The following is a 14395-nucleotide window of genomic DNA, read 5'->3' as shown; positions in this document are numbered from 1 at the left end:
ACGGCGCAGCCGTCAGCCTTCAGCCTGGCGCAAGCGTTTATAAAGGGTATTGCGGCTTACCCCCAACCGCCGCGCCAGATGGGAAATATTGCCCCCGGCCGCCTGCAGTTCCCGATTCAACGCCTCGCTGTCGTTCAGGTCGATGCCCAACGGTTCTGGCGTATCCAGCGGCTCCATCTCCAGATCGACAAAAAAATCATCCGGCAAATGCTCGGGCTTTACCGGTTGCTCTTCGGCCATGGCCAGCGCCACCTGCATCACGCTGCTGACCTGACGCAGATTGCCCGGCCAAGGGTGGCGGTCGAACAACTCCAGCACTTCGCGGCTCAATCCCGCCCATTGCGTCGGTTCGCGATGTTGTTCCCACAACCGCTTGAACAACGCTTGTTTGTCACTGCGCTCGCGCAGCGGCGGCAATTCCAGGGTCAGGCCGCCGATGCGATAGTACAAATCTTCGCGAAAGCGCCCCAGTTGCACCTGTTCGCGCAACGAGCGGTTGGTGGCGGAGATGATCCGCAGATCCACCGGAAACAACTCGCTGCTGCCCACCGGTTGCACGCAACGTTCCTGCAATACCCGCAGCAGGCGGGCCTGGGTCGGCAGCGGCATGTCGCCGATTTCGTCAAGGAACAACGTGCCTTTGTCAGCCTTGCGGATCAGGCCGATGCTGCCTTTCTGGTTGGCGCCGGTGAACGCGCCTTTCTCGTAGCCGAACAGCTCGGACTCCACCAGTTCGGCGGGGATCGCTGCGCAGTTCACGGCGATGAACGCCTGTTTGCTGCGGGAGCTGGCCTGGTGCAGGGCTTTGACGAAGACTTCCTTGCCGACCCCGGTTTCTCCGTGGATCAACAGCGGAATGTCTTTTTCCAGCAGGCGCTCGGCCTGACGCACGGCTTTTTCCACGCGGCTGTCGCCGAAGTGCAGGGTGTTGAGGCTGATTGCCGCAGGTGGGACAGGTTTGGTTTCTTCGGCAAACACCCGCGCCTGAATCGGTGCCTGTTTAGGCCGCTTCAACACGCACTGGAATCGATTGCGCCCCGAGGTCTGCAAGGAAAACGGCAAACCGTCCGGCTGATTGAGCAACTCCAGCAACGACACCTTGAACAGACTCTCGACATTCACCCGCGACAAGCGCACGCCCAACAGATTGTCGGCCCGTCGGTTGGCCGACAGCACCTGACCGCTCTCATCGAAAATCAGCAGACCCGCCCATTGGCTGTCGAGGTTGTTCAACCCGGTGTTGAAGGTCAGTTGAAAGTGCTGGCCGTGGAACAGGTTGAGGATCAGCCGGTTCTCCACGGTCTGGCTCATCATCTTGACCATGCCGAGGGTATGGGAGGGCGGCAGGTAGCTGTCGCTGGACACATCGAGCACGGCGATGACCTTGCGCTCGGCGTTGAAAATCGGCGCGGCGGAACCGGTCATGAAACGGTTGGCTTTGAGGAAGTGCTCGTCGTGCTCGATATGCACCGCCTGCTCGCAGGCCAGCGCCGTGCCGATGGCATTGGTGCCGCTGGCGTGTTCCATCCAGCTCGCCCCGGCCTGAAACCCCCGCGCCAGATTCGGCTCGATAAAGCGCTGGGTGCCCCAGGACGTCAGCACCTGGCCCTGATTGTCGGCCAGCATGATCAGGCAATTGGAATTGCTCAGGATGTTCTCGTAGTACGGCAGCACTTCCTGATGGGTGGTCTGCACCAGCGAATGGTGACTGTCGAGCAACTGCGCGATACCGGAGGCGGGCAACTGGTCGAACGCCGGTGCACTTTGATGCTTGAGACCGAAGGCGCGGCAACGGGACCAGGAGTCCTGGACGATGGCTTCGTGGGAAAGCGGCGGGGCAGGTGCGGACATGGCAGTCAGCCTCTGAAAGCAGCGTTTTTATTATTGTTATGAGGCCCGTCGGGACCTGAAAAGCATCGATAGAGTGTTGTTCACTATTGTTCATTGTCAATCGTTGAACTGTTCAAATGTGTTCAGCAATGAAGGTGTTTTGCTAGCGTTTTCGGTGATTTTCGCGGCGAATCAACGGCTTGGGATTTCTGGCACGAATGTCGCTCTGTTGCACACGTCGCTTGACTCCAATAATAAAAAGGCCGAGCCATGTCACTCACCCTGGAGCACGTCAGCCGCACCGTCGAGGGCCAGACCTGGATCGACGATGCGAACCTGAAATTCGAAGCCGGATCCTTCAATGTCCTGCTCGGGCGCACGCTGTCCGGCAAGACCAGCCTCATGCGCCTGATGGCCGGTCTGGACAAGCCCGACAGCGGTCGCATCCTGATGAACGGCGTCGATGTCACCCAACGCCCGGTGCGTCTGCGCAACGTGTCGATGGTTTATCAGCAGTTCATCAATTACCCGACCATGACGGTGTTCGAGAACATCGCCTCGCCGTTGCGCCAGGCCGGGATCTCCAACGAGCAGATCCAGAGCAAGGTACAGGACACCGCGAAGATGCTGCGCATCGAGAAGTTTCTGAAGCGCTACCCACTGGAACTCTCCGGCGGCCAGCAACAGCGCACCGCCATGGCCCGGGCGTTGGTGAAAGATGCCGAGCTGATCCTTTTCGATGAGCCGCTGGTCAACCTCGACTACAAACTGCGCGAAGAACTGCGCCAGGAAATGCGTGAGCTGTTCAAGGCGCGCCACACCATTGCCATCTACGCCACCACCGAGCCTAACGAAGCGCTGGCACTGGGCGGCACCACCACCATTCTTCATGAAGGTCGGGTGATCCAGAGCGGTCCGTCGACCGAGGTCTATCACCAGCCGCAAACGGTGCTGGCGGCGGAATTGTTCTCCGAGCCGCCGATCAACCTGATGCCGGGGCGCATCGCCGGCAACGAAGTGAGTTTCGCCAACTTCGTGCACTTCCCGTTGAACGTCGATCTGCGGCCGGTGGGCGAGGGCGAGTTCCGTTTCGGTGTGCGTCCGAGCCATATCTCGCTGGTGCCGAGCAACGACGACGATCTCGAATTGGCGGTGACCGTCGAGGTGGCGGAAATCAGCGGTTCGGAAACCTTCCTGCACGTGCGCAACGAGCATTTCCTGCTGGTGCTGCACTTGCCCGGGGTTCACGAATACGACGTCGATGCGCCGATCCGCATCTATATCCCGACTCATAAACTGTTTGTGTTCGATGCGCAGGGCCGTCTGGTGCAGGCACCGGGCCGGCGTGTGGCGAGGGTTGCCTGATGGCCGAAATTCGTTTGCAGCACCTCGCCCACAGTTACAGCAAATCCCCGAGCGGGTCCGAGGATTACGCGATCCGCGAGATGGACCACATCTGGGAGCAGGGCGGCGCCTACGCCTTGCTCGGGCCGTCTGGTTGCGGCAAGTCGACCTTGCTCAACATCATTTCCGGCCTGCTCAGCCCTTCCCAGGGGCATGTGTTGTTCGACGGCAAAGCGGTCAACGACCTGACCCCGGAGAAGCGCAACATCGCTCAGGTTTTTCAGTTTCCGGTGGTCTACGACACCATGACGGTGTTCGACAACCTGGCCTTCCCTCTGCGCAATCAGGGTATGGCCGAGGCCAAAGTGCATAGCAAGGTGCAGGAAATCGCCGAAGTCCTCGATCTGCAAAACTTGCTTGGCAAGAAAGCGCGCAACCTCACCGCCGACGAAAAACAGAAAGTCTCCATGGGCCGTGGGCTGGTGCGCGACGATGTGTCGGCAATTCTCTTCGATGAGCCGCTGACAGTGATCGACCCGCACCTGAAATGGAAATTGCGGCGCAAGCTCAAGCAGATCCACGAGCAGTTCAACATCACCATGGTCTACGTCACCCACGATCAGCTGGAGGCCTCGACCTTCGCCGACAAGATCGCGGTGATGTACGGCGGCCAGATCGTCCAGTTCGGCACACCCCGGGAATTGTTCGAACGGCCGAGCCACACCTTTGTCGGCTACTTCATCGGTAGCCCCGGGATGAATCTGATCGAGGTGCAGCCGCAACCGGGCGGCGTCGGTTTCAATTCGACCCATCTGCCGCTGTCCGACGCCCTGCAGCGCCATATCGAACACGGGCAATGGAAAAATCTGAAGGTCGGCATCCGCCCCGAGTTCATTCATGTGTGGGACGAGCCGTTCGATGACGCGATGCAGGCGCGGGTCGTACACGTCGAAGACCTTGGCACCTACAAGATCATGACCCTGGATCTGGACGGCGCACCGCTGAAAGTGCGTCTGGCCGAAGACAAACCGGTGCCCCAGGGCACGGCGTACATCAGTTTTCCGGCGCAGTGGCTGATGGTCTATGCCGATGAATTCCTGCTCGAAGCCAGCGAAGAGGTGCAGCCATGAACAAGGTGCAGAACAACAAGGCGTGGTGGCTGGTGTTGCCGGTGTTTCTGCTGGTGGCCTTCAGTGCGGTGATTCCGATGATGACCGTGGTCAATTACTCGGTGCAGGACATTTTCGATCAGTCCAGCCGCTATTTCGTCGGCGCTGACTGGTACAAGCAGGTGCTGCTTGATCCGCGTCTGCATGACTCGTTGCTGCGCCAGTTCATCTATTCGGCGTGCGTGCTGCTGATCGAAATTCCGCTGGGAATCGCCATCGCCCTGACCATGCCGACCAAGGGCCGCTGGTCATCGGTGGTGCTGATCGTGTTGGCGATTCCGCTGCTGATTCCATGGAACGTGGTCGGCACCATCTGGCAGATCTTCGGCCGCGCCGACATTGGCCTGATGGGATCGAGCCTGAACGCCATGGGCATCAGCTACAACTACGCGGCCAACACCATGGACGCCTGGGTCACGGTGCTGGTGATGGACGTGTGGCACTGGACGTCGCTGGTGGCGCTGCTGTGTTTCTCCGGGCTGCGGGCGATTCCCGATGTGTATTACCAGGCGGCGCGGATCGACCGGGCTTCGGCCTGGGCGGTGTTCCGCCACATCCAGTTGCCCAAGCTGAAGAGCGTGCTGCTGATCGCGGTGATGCTGCGCTTCATGGACAGCTTCATGATCTACACCGAGCCTTTCGTGCTCACCGGCGGCGGGCCGGGCAATGCCACGACCTTTCTGAGTCAGACCCTGACCCAGATGGCCGTAGGCCAATTCGACCTGGGGCCAGCGGCGGCGTTTTCGCTGGTGTATTTCCTGATCATCCTGCTGGTGTCCTGGCTGTTCTATACCGCCATGACCCACAGCGACGCCAACCGCTGAGGCCCGGCCATGAGCAAGAGAAAAGTGATCCCGTTGCTGCTCTACATCCTGTTCCTGCTGGTGCCGATCTACTGGCTGCTGAACATGTCGTTCAAGAGCAACACCGAAATCCTCGGAGGCCTGACGCTGTTTCCCCAGGACTTCACGCTGCACAACTACAAGGTGATCTTCACCGATCCGAGCTGGTACACCGGTTATCTCAACTCCCTGTATTACGTGAGCCTGAACACGGTGATTTCCCTGAGCGTGGCATTGCCGGCGGCCTATGCGTTTTCCCGTTACCGCTTTCTTGGTGACAAGCACCTGTTCTTCTGGCTGCTGACCAACCGCATGGCGCCGCCGGCGGTGTTCCTGCTGCCGTTCTTTCAGCTGTATTCGTCGATTGGTCTGTTCGACACCCACATTGCGGTGGCGCTGGCGCATTGCCTGTTCAACGTGCCGCTGGCGGTGTGGATTCTCGAAGGGTTCATGTCCGGCGTGCCCAAGGAAATCGATGAAACCGCCTACATCGACGGCTACAGCTTTCCCAAGTTCTTCGTGAAGATTTTCATCCCGCTGATCGGTTCCGGCATCGGCGTGACGGCATTTTTCTGCTTCATGTTTTCCTGGGTCGAACTGTTGCTGGCGCGCACGCTGACCTCGGTGAATGCCAAGCCGATCGCGGCGGTGATGACGCGCACGGTGTCGGCGTCCGGCATCGACTGGGGCGTGCTGGCGGCGGCGGGGGTGCTGACCATCCTGCCGGGCATGCTGGTGATCTGGTTTGTTCGCAACCACGTGGCCAAGGGCTTTGCCCTGGGCCGGGTCTGAGGAACTGATGATGGAATGGATGAGCTGGACCGTCCCGACGGCGGCGTTTTTCATCGTGATTGGCTTGATCCTGGTGGGCATGACCACCTGGGAGCTGCGCTCGCCGAGCATCCTGCGGCGAGGGTTTCTGCCGATTGCCACCACCCGTGGCGATCGCTTGTTCATCGGTCTTCTCGGCAGTGCCTACCTGCACCTGCTGGTGATCGGCGTAACCGACTGGAGCATCTGGGTGGCGTCCGCGTTGTCCCTGGTGTGGCTGTTGGCTGTGATGCGTTGGGGCTAGTCGAATCGCTCGGCAATGTTGCTCCAGAACTTAAACAGGAGGTCTCTATGTTCGACAAAAACAATAAGCTGCGACATAGCATTTCATTGGCAGCCATGCTGGCACTCAGCGGTTTGAGCGCATCCGCCTGGGCCGATGCCTACGAGGACGCGGCAAAAAAATGGATCGGCGCCGAGTTCAAGCCGTCGACCCTGACACCGGAGCAGCAACTCGAAGAACTAAAGTGGTTCATCAAAGCCGCCGAGCCGTTTCGCGGGATGGACATCAAGGTCGTCTCGGAAACCCTGACCACCCACGAATATGAATCCAAGGTGCTGGCCAAGGCCTTCAGCGAAATCACCGGGATCAAGCTGACCCACGACCTGCTGCAGGAAGGCGACGTCGTGGAAAAGATGCAGACGGTGATGCAATCGGACAAGAACATCTATGACGGCTGGGTCAACGACTCGGACCTGATCGGTACGCACTTTCGCTACGGCAAGACCGAGTCGATCACCGACCTGATGGCCAACGAAGGCAAGAACTTCACCTCGCCGACCCTCGACATCAAGGACTTCATCGGCATCTCCTTCACCACCGCGCCGGACGGCAAGATCTATCAATTGCCCGACCAGCAATTTGCCAACCTGTACTGGTTCCGCGCCGACTGGTTCGAACGCGCCGACCTGAAGGCCAAGTTCAAGGAAAAGTACGGTTATGACCTGGGCGTGCCGGTGAACTGGTCCGCCTATGAAGACATCGCCAAATTCTTCAGTGAAGACGTCAAGGAAATCGACGGCAAACGCATCTACGGGCACATGGACTACGGCAAGAAAGACCCGTCGCTGGGCTGGCGCTTCACCGATGCCTGGTTCTCCATGGCCGGTGGCGGCGACAAGGGCCTGCCCAACGGTTTGCCGGTGGACGAGTGGGGCATCCGCGTCGAGGACTGCCACCCGGTGGGTTCCAGCGTGACCCGTGGCGGCGATACCAACGGCCCGGCAGCGGTGTTCGCCACGACCAAGTACGTGGACTGGCTCAAGGCCTACGCGCCACCGGAAGCGGCGGGCATGACCTTCTCCGAGTCCGGCCCGGTGCCGTCCCAGGGCAACATTGCCCAGCAGATCTTCTGGTACACCGCGTTCACCGCCGACATGACCAAACCGGGCCTGCCCGTGGTCAACGCCGACGGCACGCCGAAATGGCGGATGGCGCCGTCGCCACGCGGACCGTACTGGGAAGAGGGCATGAAACTGGGTTATCAGGACGTGGGTTCCTGGACCTTCATGAAATCCACGCCTGAGAAACAGAAACTCGCGGCCTGGCTGTACGCGCAGTTCGTGACCTCGAAAACCGTGTCGCTGAAGAAAACCATCGTCGGCCTGACGCCGATCCGCGAGTCGGACATCAACTCGCAAGCCATGACCGACCTGGCACCGAAACTCGGTGGTCTGGTCGAGTTCTACCGCAGCCCGGCCCGGGTGCAATGGACGCCGACCGGCACCAACGTGCCGGACTACCCACGTCTGGCACAACTGTGGTGGAGCCACATCGCCGAAGCCGCCAGTGGCGACAAGACCCCGCAACAGGCGCTCGACGGCCTGGCCAAGGATCAGGACGCGATCATGACCCGTCTGGAACGCTCCAAGGCCCAGGCCACCTGCGCCCCGAAAATGAACCCCGAGCGCGATGCGCAATACTGGTTCGACCAACCGGGTGCACCGAAGCCGAAACTGGCCAACGAGAAACCGAAAGGCGAGACCGTGAGCTACAACGAACTGCTCAAGTCGTGGGAGGCGGCGCGCAAATAAGCGTTTTTGCGGGGCGGAACGGCACCTTCGGGTGCCGTTTTTTTCAGCACTCGATTTCACGTTTCACCGCCCGGCGCACGGTTTTGAGGATGGCGCTTTCGAAGGCGTTGTGCCCGGCATGCAGCAAACGGCAGTGAATGTTCATACGTTGCCTGAGCCAGCGCACGCTGGCCATGCCGAAGGTATCGCGGATGCCCTGGATCAGCAGGGTATTGTCGTCGAGGGTCAGCTTCTGGTCCCTTGGCTGGAAGAAATAGCCTTGAAGGTGGTAATGCAATTCCAGACGGATGGCGAGTACCGCTTCCTGATCGACGAAGCTCTCCAGTGTGCCGGGGCAAATCGTCTGGCCCGTGCGGCGCAGAACAGCATTCAGCCATTCGATGGCGGCGACGCGCTGTTGCAACGGGCAGCCTTCGCCGAGTATCCGGAAGATGTCCCTGGCGCGATGGCGTGACACGGTTTGCGGCAGTTGTGCCGGCCCCTCATTGAGTGCCCGGTCGTACGCCCGGACATTGGCTGTAAAAGGTACGAAAACCGAAACCAGCGTGGTTTTCAGCAGGTGCTGCGGATAGCGTTGCTGGTACTGGATTGCCAGCCAACTGCCCCACGAAACGCCGAGCACACTGATCTTTTCGAAGCCGAAATGCTGGCGCAGAGCGTCGATGTCTTCGACACACAGGCCTGTGGTGTTGTCGCGCAATTCGCCGTAAGGCGTCGAGCGCCCGCAACCGCGCTGGTCAAACAGGATGATGTCGAAACGGCGCAGGTCGAAGAATTCCAGGTGATGGCGGCTGATTCGTCCGCCGGGGCCTCCATGCAGGAAAAACACCGGTTCGCCTCCAGTGATTCCATGCCGTTCCCAATAGAGTTGATGACCATCGTCGGTCGGGTAAAAGCCTCTGCCTTGCAGGGAAAAGGTCATGCTGAGTCGGCCGTCAGGTGATAACTGGTTTATGGATCGGATTTGTGTTCATGCATCCAATGGCGCTCATGGTGTGTGCTTCCTGGTTGTCTGGTGAGTGAACGGTTTCAAGCAGGAGCCGAATCTAGAAGCACTGCGATGATGAGGTCAAAGATGTCCGGAGGTTTCCATCCGCGGTTTTCGGGGGCACCGAAATACGTACTGACAAATCGTGATTGGACACGCCACGACCGACACAAAGGCTTGTTTTAGTGGGGTAGTACGGGGTGGCTGAACGCGAGCGAAGCGACGATGCATTAGTTTTCAACAAAGTTTTGTTTCATGCCTTCGTCAGACGTTTCATCGCAAGGTCGAAGCAAATTCGCACTGATGGATTTGCGCAGGTTTTTGGCGGATGTGTGCGGTGATTTTTCCGATGGAGATTGAGAAAACACCGCACAAATCTGCTTGAAGGTTTTAGTGCTTTTCCGCAAACACGGGAAACACCAGACTGAAAACCGTCATCGCTCCCGGACGGCTCTGCACCTGTGCGGTGCCCGAATGCAGGCTCATGATCGAGCGCACGATGGCCAGCCCCAGCCCGGTGCTGCCCTGCGAGCGGGTGCGGCTGCTGTCGACCCGGTAGAAACGGTCGAACAGATGTGGCAAGTGCTGCGCTTCGATACCCGCACCGGGATTGCTCACCCGCAGCGCCACTTGTGTCGGTGACTGTTCAATGAACAGCGAAACGGTTTTGCCGGGCGGGCAGTGGCGCAGGGCATTGGACAGCAGGTTCGATATCGCCCGCTGGATCATCAAACGGTCGCCCGACACCCGGGCGCTGCCGACCACCTTCAAATGAATCTGCTTGTCCTGCGCCGAGAGGGAAAACAGGTCGGCCACCCGTAACGCCTCCTCCTCCAGCGCAATCGGCTCGAACGACGCGTGCGCCATCGGCTGACTGGCCTGGGCCAGAAACAGCATGTCCGAGACAATCCGCGCGACGCGCTCCAGTTCCTCGGTGCACGACACCAACACGTCCTTGTAGTCCTCGACCGTACGCTTGCGCGAGAGCGTGACCTGCGCCTTGCCCATCAGGTTGTTGATCGGCGTACGCAGTTCATGGGCCAGATCATCGGAGAACTGCGACAGTTGCTGCACGCCGCTGTCCAGGCGATCGAGCATGACGTTGATGCCCTGCGCCAGTTCACTCAGTTCCTGAGGCATGTTCACCACTGAAAGCCGGTGGTCGAGGTCCTGGGTGGTCACCCGGGCCGCCACCTTGCGAAACTCGCGCAGCGGCGCCAGTCCACGCTGTACCGCGCCCCAGGCGGTAAGGCCGATGAACACCAACAGCAACGGCAAGGCCATCAGCGTCGAGCGCAAATAGGCGCTGAGCAGGGCCTGATCGTGGGCATTGTCCATCGACAACAGCACCGGCACGTTGCTGCCGTCCTTCAGGCGAATCAGCTTCGAGGCGGTAAGAAATTTCGCACCTTCATCATCGACGCTGTCGGTGTAGATCAACTGATCGGTCGTCGCCCGCACCGCTTTCAATTCGATCCGTGGGTCCGTCAATCCCGAGCCGGACTTGAGCAATGGCGAGCGCAAATTGCCCCGGTCATAAATCGTCAGCGTGAGGTTGTCATGCCCCATGACCTGATCGAGCAGAATGTGCGGCTTGCCACTGACTTCATTGGCATCAACGTACAGCGACAGGCTGTGTTCCACCTGCGCCATCTTCTTTTCCAGGCTGTCCCGGGACAACGCGTTCAGTTCATGGGTCAAGGCGAAATACGCGAGGATCGCCAGAAACACCACCAGCAGCGCGCCGAGAATGCTGACGGTCAGACCCAATCGCAGAGACAGGCTGGCCGGCTTCATTCCCGGGCCTCCAGCACATAGCCGACGCCGCGCAGGGTGTGGATCAGCTTGCTGTCGAACGGGTCGTCGATCTTCGCTCGCAAGCGGCGGATCGAGACCTCGACCACGTTGGTGTCGCAGTCGAAATTCATGTCCCACACCAGCGAGATGATCTGGGTGCGAGTCAGCACTTCACCGGACTGGCGCATCAGCAGGTGCAGCAGGGCGAACTCCTTGGTGGTCAGGTCGATGCGCTGCGTGCCGCGAAACGCCCGGTGACGGCCCGGATCGAGTTCCAGATCAGCCACTTTGAGCACCTGCGGTACCGGGATGTTTTCGCTGCGACGCATCAGGGTGCGCACCCGGGCCAACAGTTCGGGGAACTCGAACGGCTTGACCAGATAGTCGTCGGCGCCCAGATCCAGCCCCCGGATCTTGTCCGCCAGCCGGCCGCGTGCGGTGAGCATCATCACCCGGGTGGAGTGAGTACGACGCAGTTGTTCAAGCACGCTCCAGCCGTCGAGTTCCGGCAGATTCACATCCAGAATGATCAGGTCATAAACCTGTTGTTGCGCCAGGTGCAAACCGTCAGCGCCGTTAACGGCGTGGTCAACGATATAACCACTTTCGGTCAGTCCCTGATGCAAGTATTCGGCAGCTTTAAGCTCGTCCTCGACGACAAGGATTTGCATGATCTTTCACCACTTTTATTCAATGGATATTTAATTAAGGTGGCCAGGAAAGTTGTTGTTTTTGTAAAGTCTTCCGGACGGTTTCAGTTACTGGATGGCGTGCAAGGTAAAGGCTGTAGTGGCTACAGAGTCAACGTATAAGCCCTTTAAAACGGCCGTCCGCGACAGCCTGTCGCAGCAGGAAAGCGGTTTTTTCATGACTTCGATTTCGGCAAGTGCTGTTCGGCAGATAACTAATGTGTATTTGTTTCCATGTGTTGCTACAACGCCATTCGAATCCGGAATCCTAGAGCAAAACAACTTCGATGAACGGTTGATAACGGATTTGTAATTTTCCAGTCACCTTGTCGATAAGTTCAAAACCCTACCGTGGCGCAATCAAAGATTCTTGATTAAAGGAAGTCTTCCATTGCCCGGTTTAATAGAACGGACGGCGCGCTCACGCCTGAAAAAAACCGCCTGCGGCCTCTTGTTGCTGGCCTGTACAGGTCTTGCCAGTGCATCGACCCTGACCCTCGATCAGGCCCTGCAAACCGCCTTCGCCGGTAACCCGGACCTGGCGGCCGCACAGTGGGAAATCGGCATTGCCGAAGGTGACCGCAAACAGGCGGGCCTGATCCCCAACCCCGAGGTTTCGTGGGAGGCCGAAGACACCCGGCGCCAGTCGCGCACCACCACGGTGATGCTCAGTCAGCCGATCGAGCTGGGCGGCAAGCGTGGCGCGCGGACCGATGTGGCGAGCCGTGCGCAGGATGCCGCCGGTATCGAGCTGGAGCGCAAGCGCAACACCTTGCGCGCCGATGTAATTCAAGCGTTCAACGGTGCGCAAACGGCGCAGCAACGTTTGCAACTGAGCCGCCAGTCACTGCAACTCGCCGAGCACGGCTTGCGTGTGGCCCAAGGGCGGATCGAGGCGGGCAAGTCATCGCCGGTGGAAGGCACGCGGGCGCAAGTGCAACTCTCGGAAGTGCGCCTGGAGCTGAGCCGCGCCGAGCGCGATCAGGCCAATGCGTACCAGCAACTGGCGCAGGTCATGGGCGCACCGTTGCCGACTTCGACCACGGTGCAAAGCGCTGCTCAAAGCCTGCCCGGCGTACCGCCACCCACCCGTTTGCTCGAGCGTCTGAATGAAACGGCGGAGCTGCGTCTGGCGAAATTGCAGATCGATCAGCGCGAGGCGTCTCTGGGACTGGAGAAGTCCCAGCGGATTCCCGATCTCACCGTCAGCATCGGCAGCCAGTACAGCGAAACCGAGCGCGAGCGGGTCAACGTGGTCGGGCTGTCGATGCCGATTCCGCTGTTCAACCGCAATCAGGGCAATGTGCTGGCGGCGGCGCGGCGTGCCGATCAGGCACGGGACCTGCGCAACGCCACCGAACTGCGCCTGCGCACGGAAATCCAGACCACCCTTGAGCAGTGGCAGACCGCCAACGGCGAAATCCAGGCGTTCGACCGGACCATCCTGCCCGCCGCTCAAAGTGCGTTCGACAGCGCCACTCGCGGATTCGAAATGGGCAAGTTCGGCTTCCTCGACGTGCTCGACGCTCAGCGCACGCTGATCAGCGCCCGCACCCAATACATCCAGGCGGTAAGCGAGGCGACCGACGCCCGGGTCCGCATCGAACGCATTTTCGGCGACCTCGGCGTCAACCGTTGAATTTCAATTTTCTGATCACTGCGCGACGGCACGGCGCAGAGGAGTTTCCATGGATAAAAAACTGATCGTGGTCGCTGCGGCGACCTTGGCGTTGGGCATTGGTATCGGCTCGATGTGGGCGGGCAACGCGGGCATCGATGCGCATGCTGATGAAGCCTCCGAGCATGCGGATCACGCTGACGAAGGCGAGCATGGCGAAGAAGGACACATCGAATTGGCGGCGGAGCAGATCACGGCGGCGGGGATTCAACTGGCTGAAGCGAAGGCGCAGCGCATCAATCTTGGCTTGCCGTTCCCCGGCGAAGTGCGTTTCGACGAGGATCGCACCGCCCATGTGGTGCCACGTGTACCGGGGGTGGTCGAGTCGGTGTCGGTCAATCTCGGGCAGTCGGTGAAGAAGGGCCAGTTGCTGGCCGTGATCGCCAGTCAGCAGATTTCCGATCAGCGCAGCGAGCAGGCAGCCGCGCAACGCCGTCTGGCCCTGGCCCGCACGACGTTCGAACGCGAGAAGAAACTGTGGCAGGACAAGATCTCCGCCGAACAGGATTTCCTCCAGGCGCGCCAGGCCCTGGAAGAGGCTGAAATTGCCGTGAGCAACGCCCGGCAAAAGATCAGTGTACTCAGCGGCAGCGTGGTCGCCACCGGCGGCAATCGCTATGAACTGCGGGCGCCGTTCGACGGCGTGGTGGTGGAAAAACACCTGACGCCGGGGGAAGTGGTCGATGAAACCACGGCGGCTTTCACGCTCTCGGACTTGTCGCGGGTGTGGGTCACCTTCGGGGTTTCAGCGAAGGATCTGAACAAGGTGCAAGTGGGCAAACCCGTCACCGTCAGCGCGGCGGAGCTGAATGCTGAAGTCAGCGGCACCGTGGCTTACGTCGGCAGCCTGCTCGGCGAACAGACCCGTACCGCGACCGTGCGCGTCACCCTGGAAAACCCGCAAGGCTCATGGCGCCCCGGGCTGTTTGTCACCGCGCTGGTCGCCACCGACAGCCGTCAGGCCAAGGTCGCCGTACCGGAAACCGCGATCCAGACCGTCGAGGACAAACCCACGGTATTCGTGCGTACCGACGACGGCTTCAAGGCGCAAGCGGTGGAGCTGGGCAGTCGCGCGGCGGGGCAGGTGGAAGTCACCGCCGGACTGGAACCGGGCGTGCAAGTCGCCAGCGCCGGCAGCTTCGTCCTCAAATCGGAGCTGGGCAAAGCCTCGGCCGAGCACAGTCATTAATCGC

Annotated in this window: 12 protein-coding genes; 8 read left to right on the top strand and 4 right to left on the bottom strand. The window is 60.1% G+C overall.

From position 1 onward, the window contains the following. Positions 1–12: 12 nt before the first annotated feature. Positions 13–1851 carry a sigma-54-dependent Fis family transcriptional regulator gene (locus DXT77_RS20935; RefSeq protein WP_119428987.1) on the bottom strand — a complete coding sequence of 613 codons (1839 nt, stop codon included), beginning with the start codon at positions 1849–1851 and terminating at the stop codon, positions 13–15. A 249-nt stretch (positions 1852–2100) separates the two neighbouring features. Between DXT77_RS20935 and DXT77_RS20930 the strand changes: the two genes are divergently transcribed. The 6 genes from DXT77_RS20930 to DXT77_RS20905 are packed head-to-tail and all read left to right on the top strand — an operon-like array spanning position 2101 to position 8050. Continuing rightward, positions 2101–3195 (top strand): ABC transporter ATP-binding protein, encoded by a 1095-nt coding sequence (locus tag DXT77_RS20930; protein WP_085712414.1) that lies wholly within the window; start codon positions 2101–2103, stop codon positions 3193–3195. After that, entirely contained in the window at positions 3195–4304 is a 1110-nt protein-coding gene (locus DXT77_RS20925; RefSeq protein WP_085732165.1) for an ABC transporter ATP-binding protein, read from the top strand. The genes DXT77_RS20930 and DXT77_RS20925 overlap by 1 nt, the downstream gene beginning before the upstream one ends. Beyond that, positions 4301–5167, top strand: a complete 867-nt coding sequence (locus tag DXT77_RS20920) for a carbohydrate ABC transporter permease (RefSeq protein ID WP_085712412.1) — start codon at positions 4301–4303, stop codon at positions 5165–5167. Before DXT77_RS20925 ends, DXT77_RS20920 begins: the two co-directional genes overlap by 4 nt. Positions 5168–5176: 9 nt before the next feature. Further along, positions 5177–5977, top strand: a complete 801-nt coding sequence (locus DXT77_RS20915) for a carbohydrate ABC transporter permease (protein ID WP_119428986.1) — start codon at positions 5177–5179, stop codon at positions 5975–5977. A gap of 10 nt (positions 5978–5987) precedes the next feature. After that, a complete protein-coding gene (locus tag DXT77_RS20910; protein ID WP_039767461.1) occupies positions 5988–6260 on the top strand; it encodes a DUF2160 domain-containing protein in 273 nt (90 codons plus the stop codon). Between the two features lie 47 nt (positions 6261–6307). Continuing rightward, positions 6308–8050 carry an ABC transporter substrate-binding protein gene (locus DXT77_RS20905; protein WP_119428985.1) on the top strand — a complete coding sequence of 581 codons (1743 nt, stop codon included), beginning with the start codon at positions 6308–6310 and terminating at the stop codon, positions 8048–8050. 43 nt (positions 8051–8093) lie between these two features. Here the strand turns inward: DXT77_RS20905 and DXT77_RS20900 are convergent, their stop codons facing one another. The 3 genes from DXT77_RS20900 to DXT77_RS20890 form a co-directional block, all read right to left on the bottom strand. Continuing rightward, positions 8094–8972, bottom strand: coding sequence for an alpha/beta fold hydrolase (locus DXT77_RS20900; protein WP_119428984.1), 879 nt, complete (start codon positions 8970–8972; stop codon positions 8094–8096). Between the two features lie 456 nt (positions 8973–9428). Continuing rightward, positions 9429–10835, bottom strand: coding sequence for a heavy metal sensor histidine kinase (locus DXT77_RS20895; protein ID WP_119428983.1), 1407 nt, complete (start codon positions 10833–10835; stop codon positions 9429–9431). After that, positions 10832–11506: a heavy metal response regulator transcription factor gene (locus tag DXT77_RS20890; RefSeq protein ID WP_119428982.1), complete on the bottom strand. Its 675-nt coding sequence runs from the start codon at positions 11504–11506 to the stop codon at positions 10832–10834. The genes DXT77_RS20895 and DXT77_RS20890 overlap by 4 nt, the downstream gene beginning before the upstream one ends. Positions 11507–11915: 409 nt before the next feature. On the opposite strand from DXT77_RS20890, the gene DXT77_RS20885 reads away from it, so the two are divergent. Both DXT77_RS20885 and DXT77_RS20880 read left to right on the top strand, forming a co-directional pair. Next, positions 11916–13163 carry a TolC family protein gene (locus DXT77_RS20885; RefSeq protein WP_119428981.1) on the top strand — a complete coding sequence of 416 codons (1248 nt, stop codon included), beginning with the start codon at positions 11916–11918 and terminating at the stop codon, positions 13161–13163. Positions 13164–13212: 49 nt separating this feature from the next. After that, positions 13213–14391 carry an efflux RND transporter periplasmic adaptor subunit gene (locus tag DXT77_RS20880; RefSeq protein WP_119428980.1) on the top strand — a complete coding sequence of 393 codons (1179 nt, stop codon included), beginning with the start codon at positions 13213–13215 and terminating at the stop codon, positions 14389–14391. Positions 14392–14395: the final 4 nt, after the last annotated feature.

It is taken from the genome of Pseudomonas sp. 91RF (genome assembly GCF_003576265.1).
GTDB lineage: Bacteria > Pseudomonadota > Gammaproteobacteria > Pseudomonadales > Pseudomonadaceae > Aquipseudomonas > Aquipseudomonas kribbensis.
The sequence above is the reverse complement of the archived record's forward strand: the minus strand, read 5'-3'. Positions and strand labels throughout refer to the sequence as shown.

Excerpts from the sequence above, each read along its gene's own strand:
- DXT77_RS20935 (WP_119428987.1), bottom strand. The coding sequence starts at position 1,851 with ATGTCCGCACCTGCCCCGCCGCTTTCCCACGAAGCCATCGTCCAGGAC.
- DXT77_RS20930 (WP_085712414.1), top strand. The coding sequence starts at position 2,101 with ATGTCACTCACCCTGGAGCACGTCAGCCGCACCGTCGAGGGCCAGACC.
- DXT77_RS20925 (WP_085732165.1), top strand. The coding sequence starts at position 3,195 with ATGGCCGAAATTCGTTTGCAGCACCTCGCCCACAGTTACAGCAAATCC.
- DXT77_RS20920 (WP_085712412.1), top strand. The coding sequence starts at position 4,301 with ATGAACAAGGTGCAGAACAACAAGGCGTGGTGGCTGGTGTTGCCGGTG.
- DXT77_RS20915 (WP_119428986.1), top strand. The coding sequence starts at position 5,177 with ATGAGCAAGAGAAAAGTGATCCCGTTGCTGCTCTACATCCTGTTCCTG.
- DXT77_RS20910 (WP_039767461.1), top strand. The coding sequence starts at position 5,988 with ATGGAATGGATGAGCTGGACCGTCCCGACGGCGGCGTTTTTCATCGTG.
- DXT77_RS20905 (WP_119428985.1), top strand. The coding sequence starts at position 6,308 with ATGTTCGACAAAAACAATAAGCTGCGACATAGCATTTCATTGGCAGCC.
- DXT77_RS20900 (WP_119428984.1), bottom strand. The coding sequence starts at position 8,972 with ATGACCTTTTCCCTGCAAGGCAGAGGCTTTTACCCGACCGACGATGGT.
- DXT77_RS20895 (WP_119428983.1), bottom strand. The coding sequence starts at position 10,835 with ATGAAGCCGGCCAGCCTGTCTCTGCGATTGGGTCTGACCGTCAGCATT.
- DXT77_RS20890 (WP_119428982.1), bottom strand. The coding sequence starts at position 11,506 with ATGCAAATCCTTGTCGTCGAGGACGAGCTTAAAGCTGCCGAATACTTG.
- DXT77_RS20880 (WP_119428980.1), top strand. The coding sequence starts at position 13,213 with ATGGATAAAAAACTGATCGTGGTCGCTGCGGCGACCTTGGCGTTGGGC.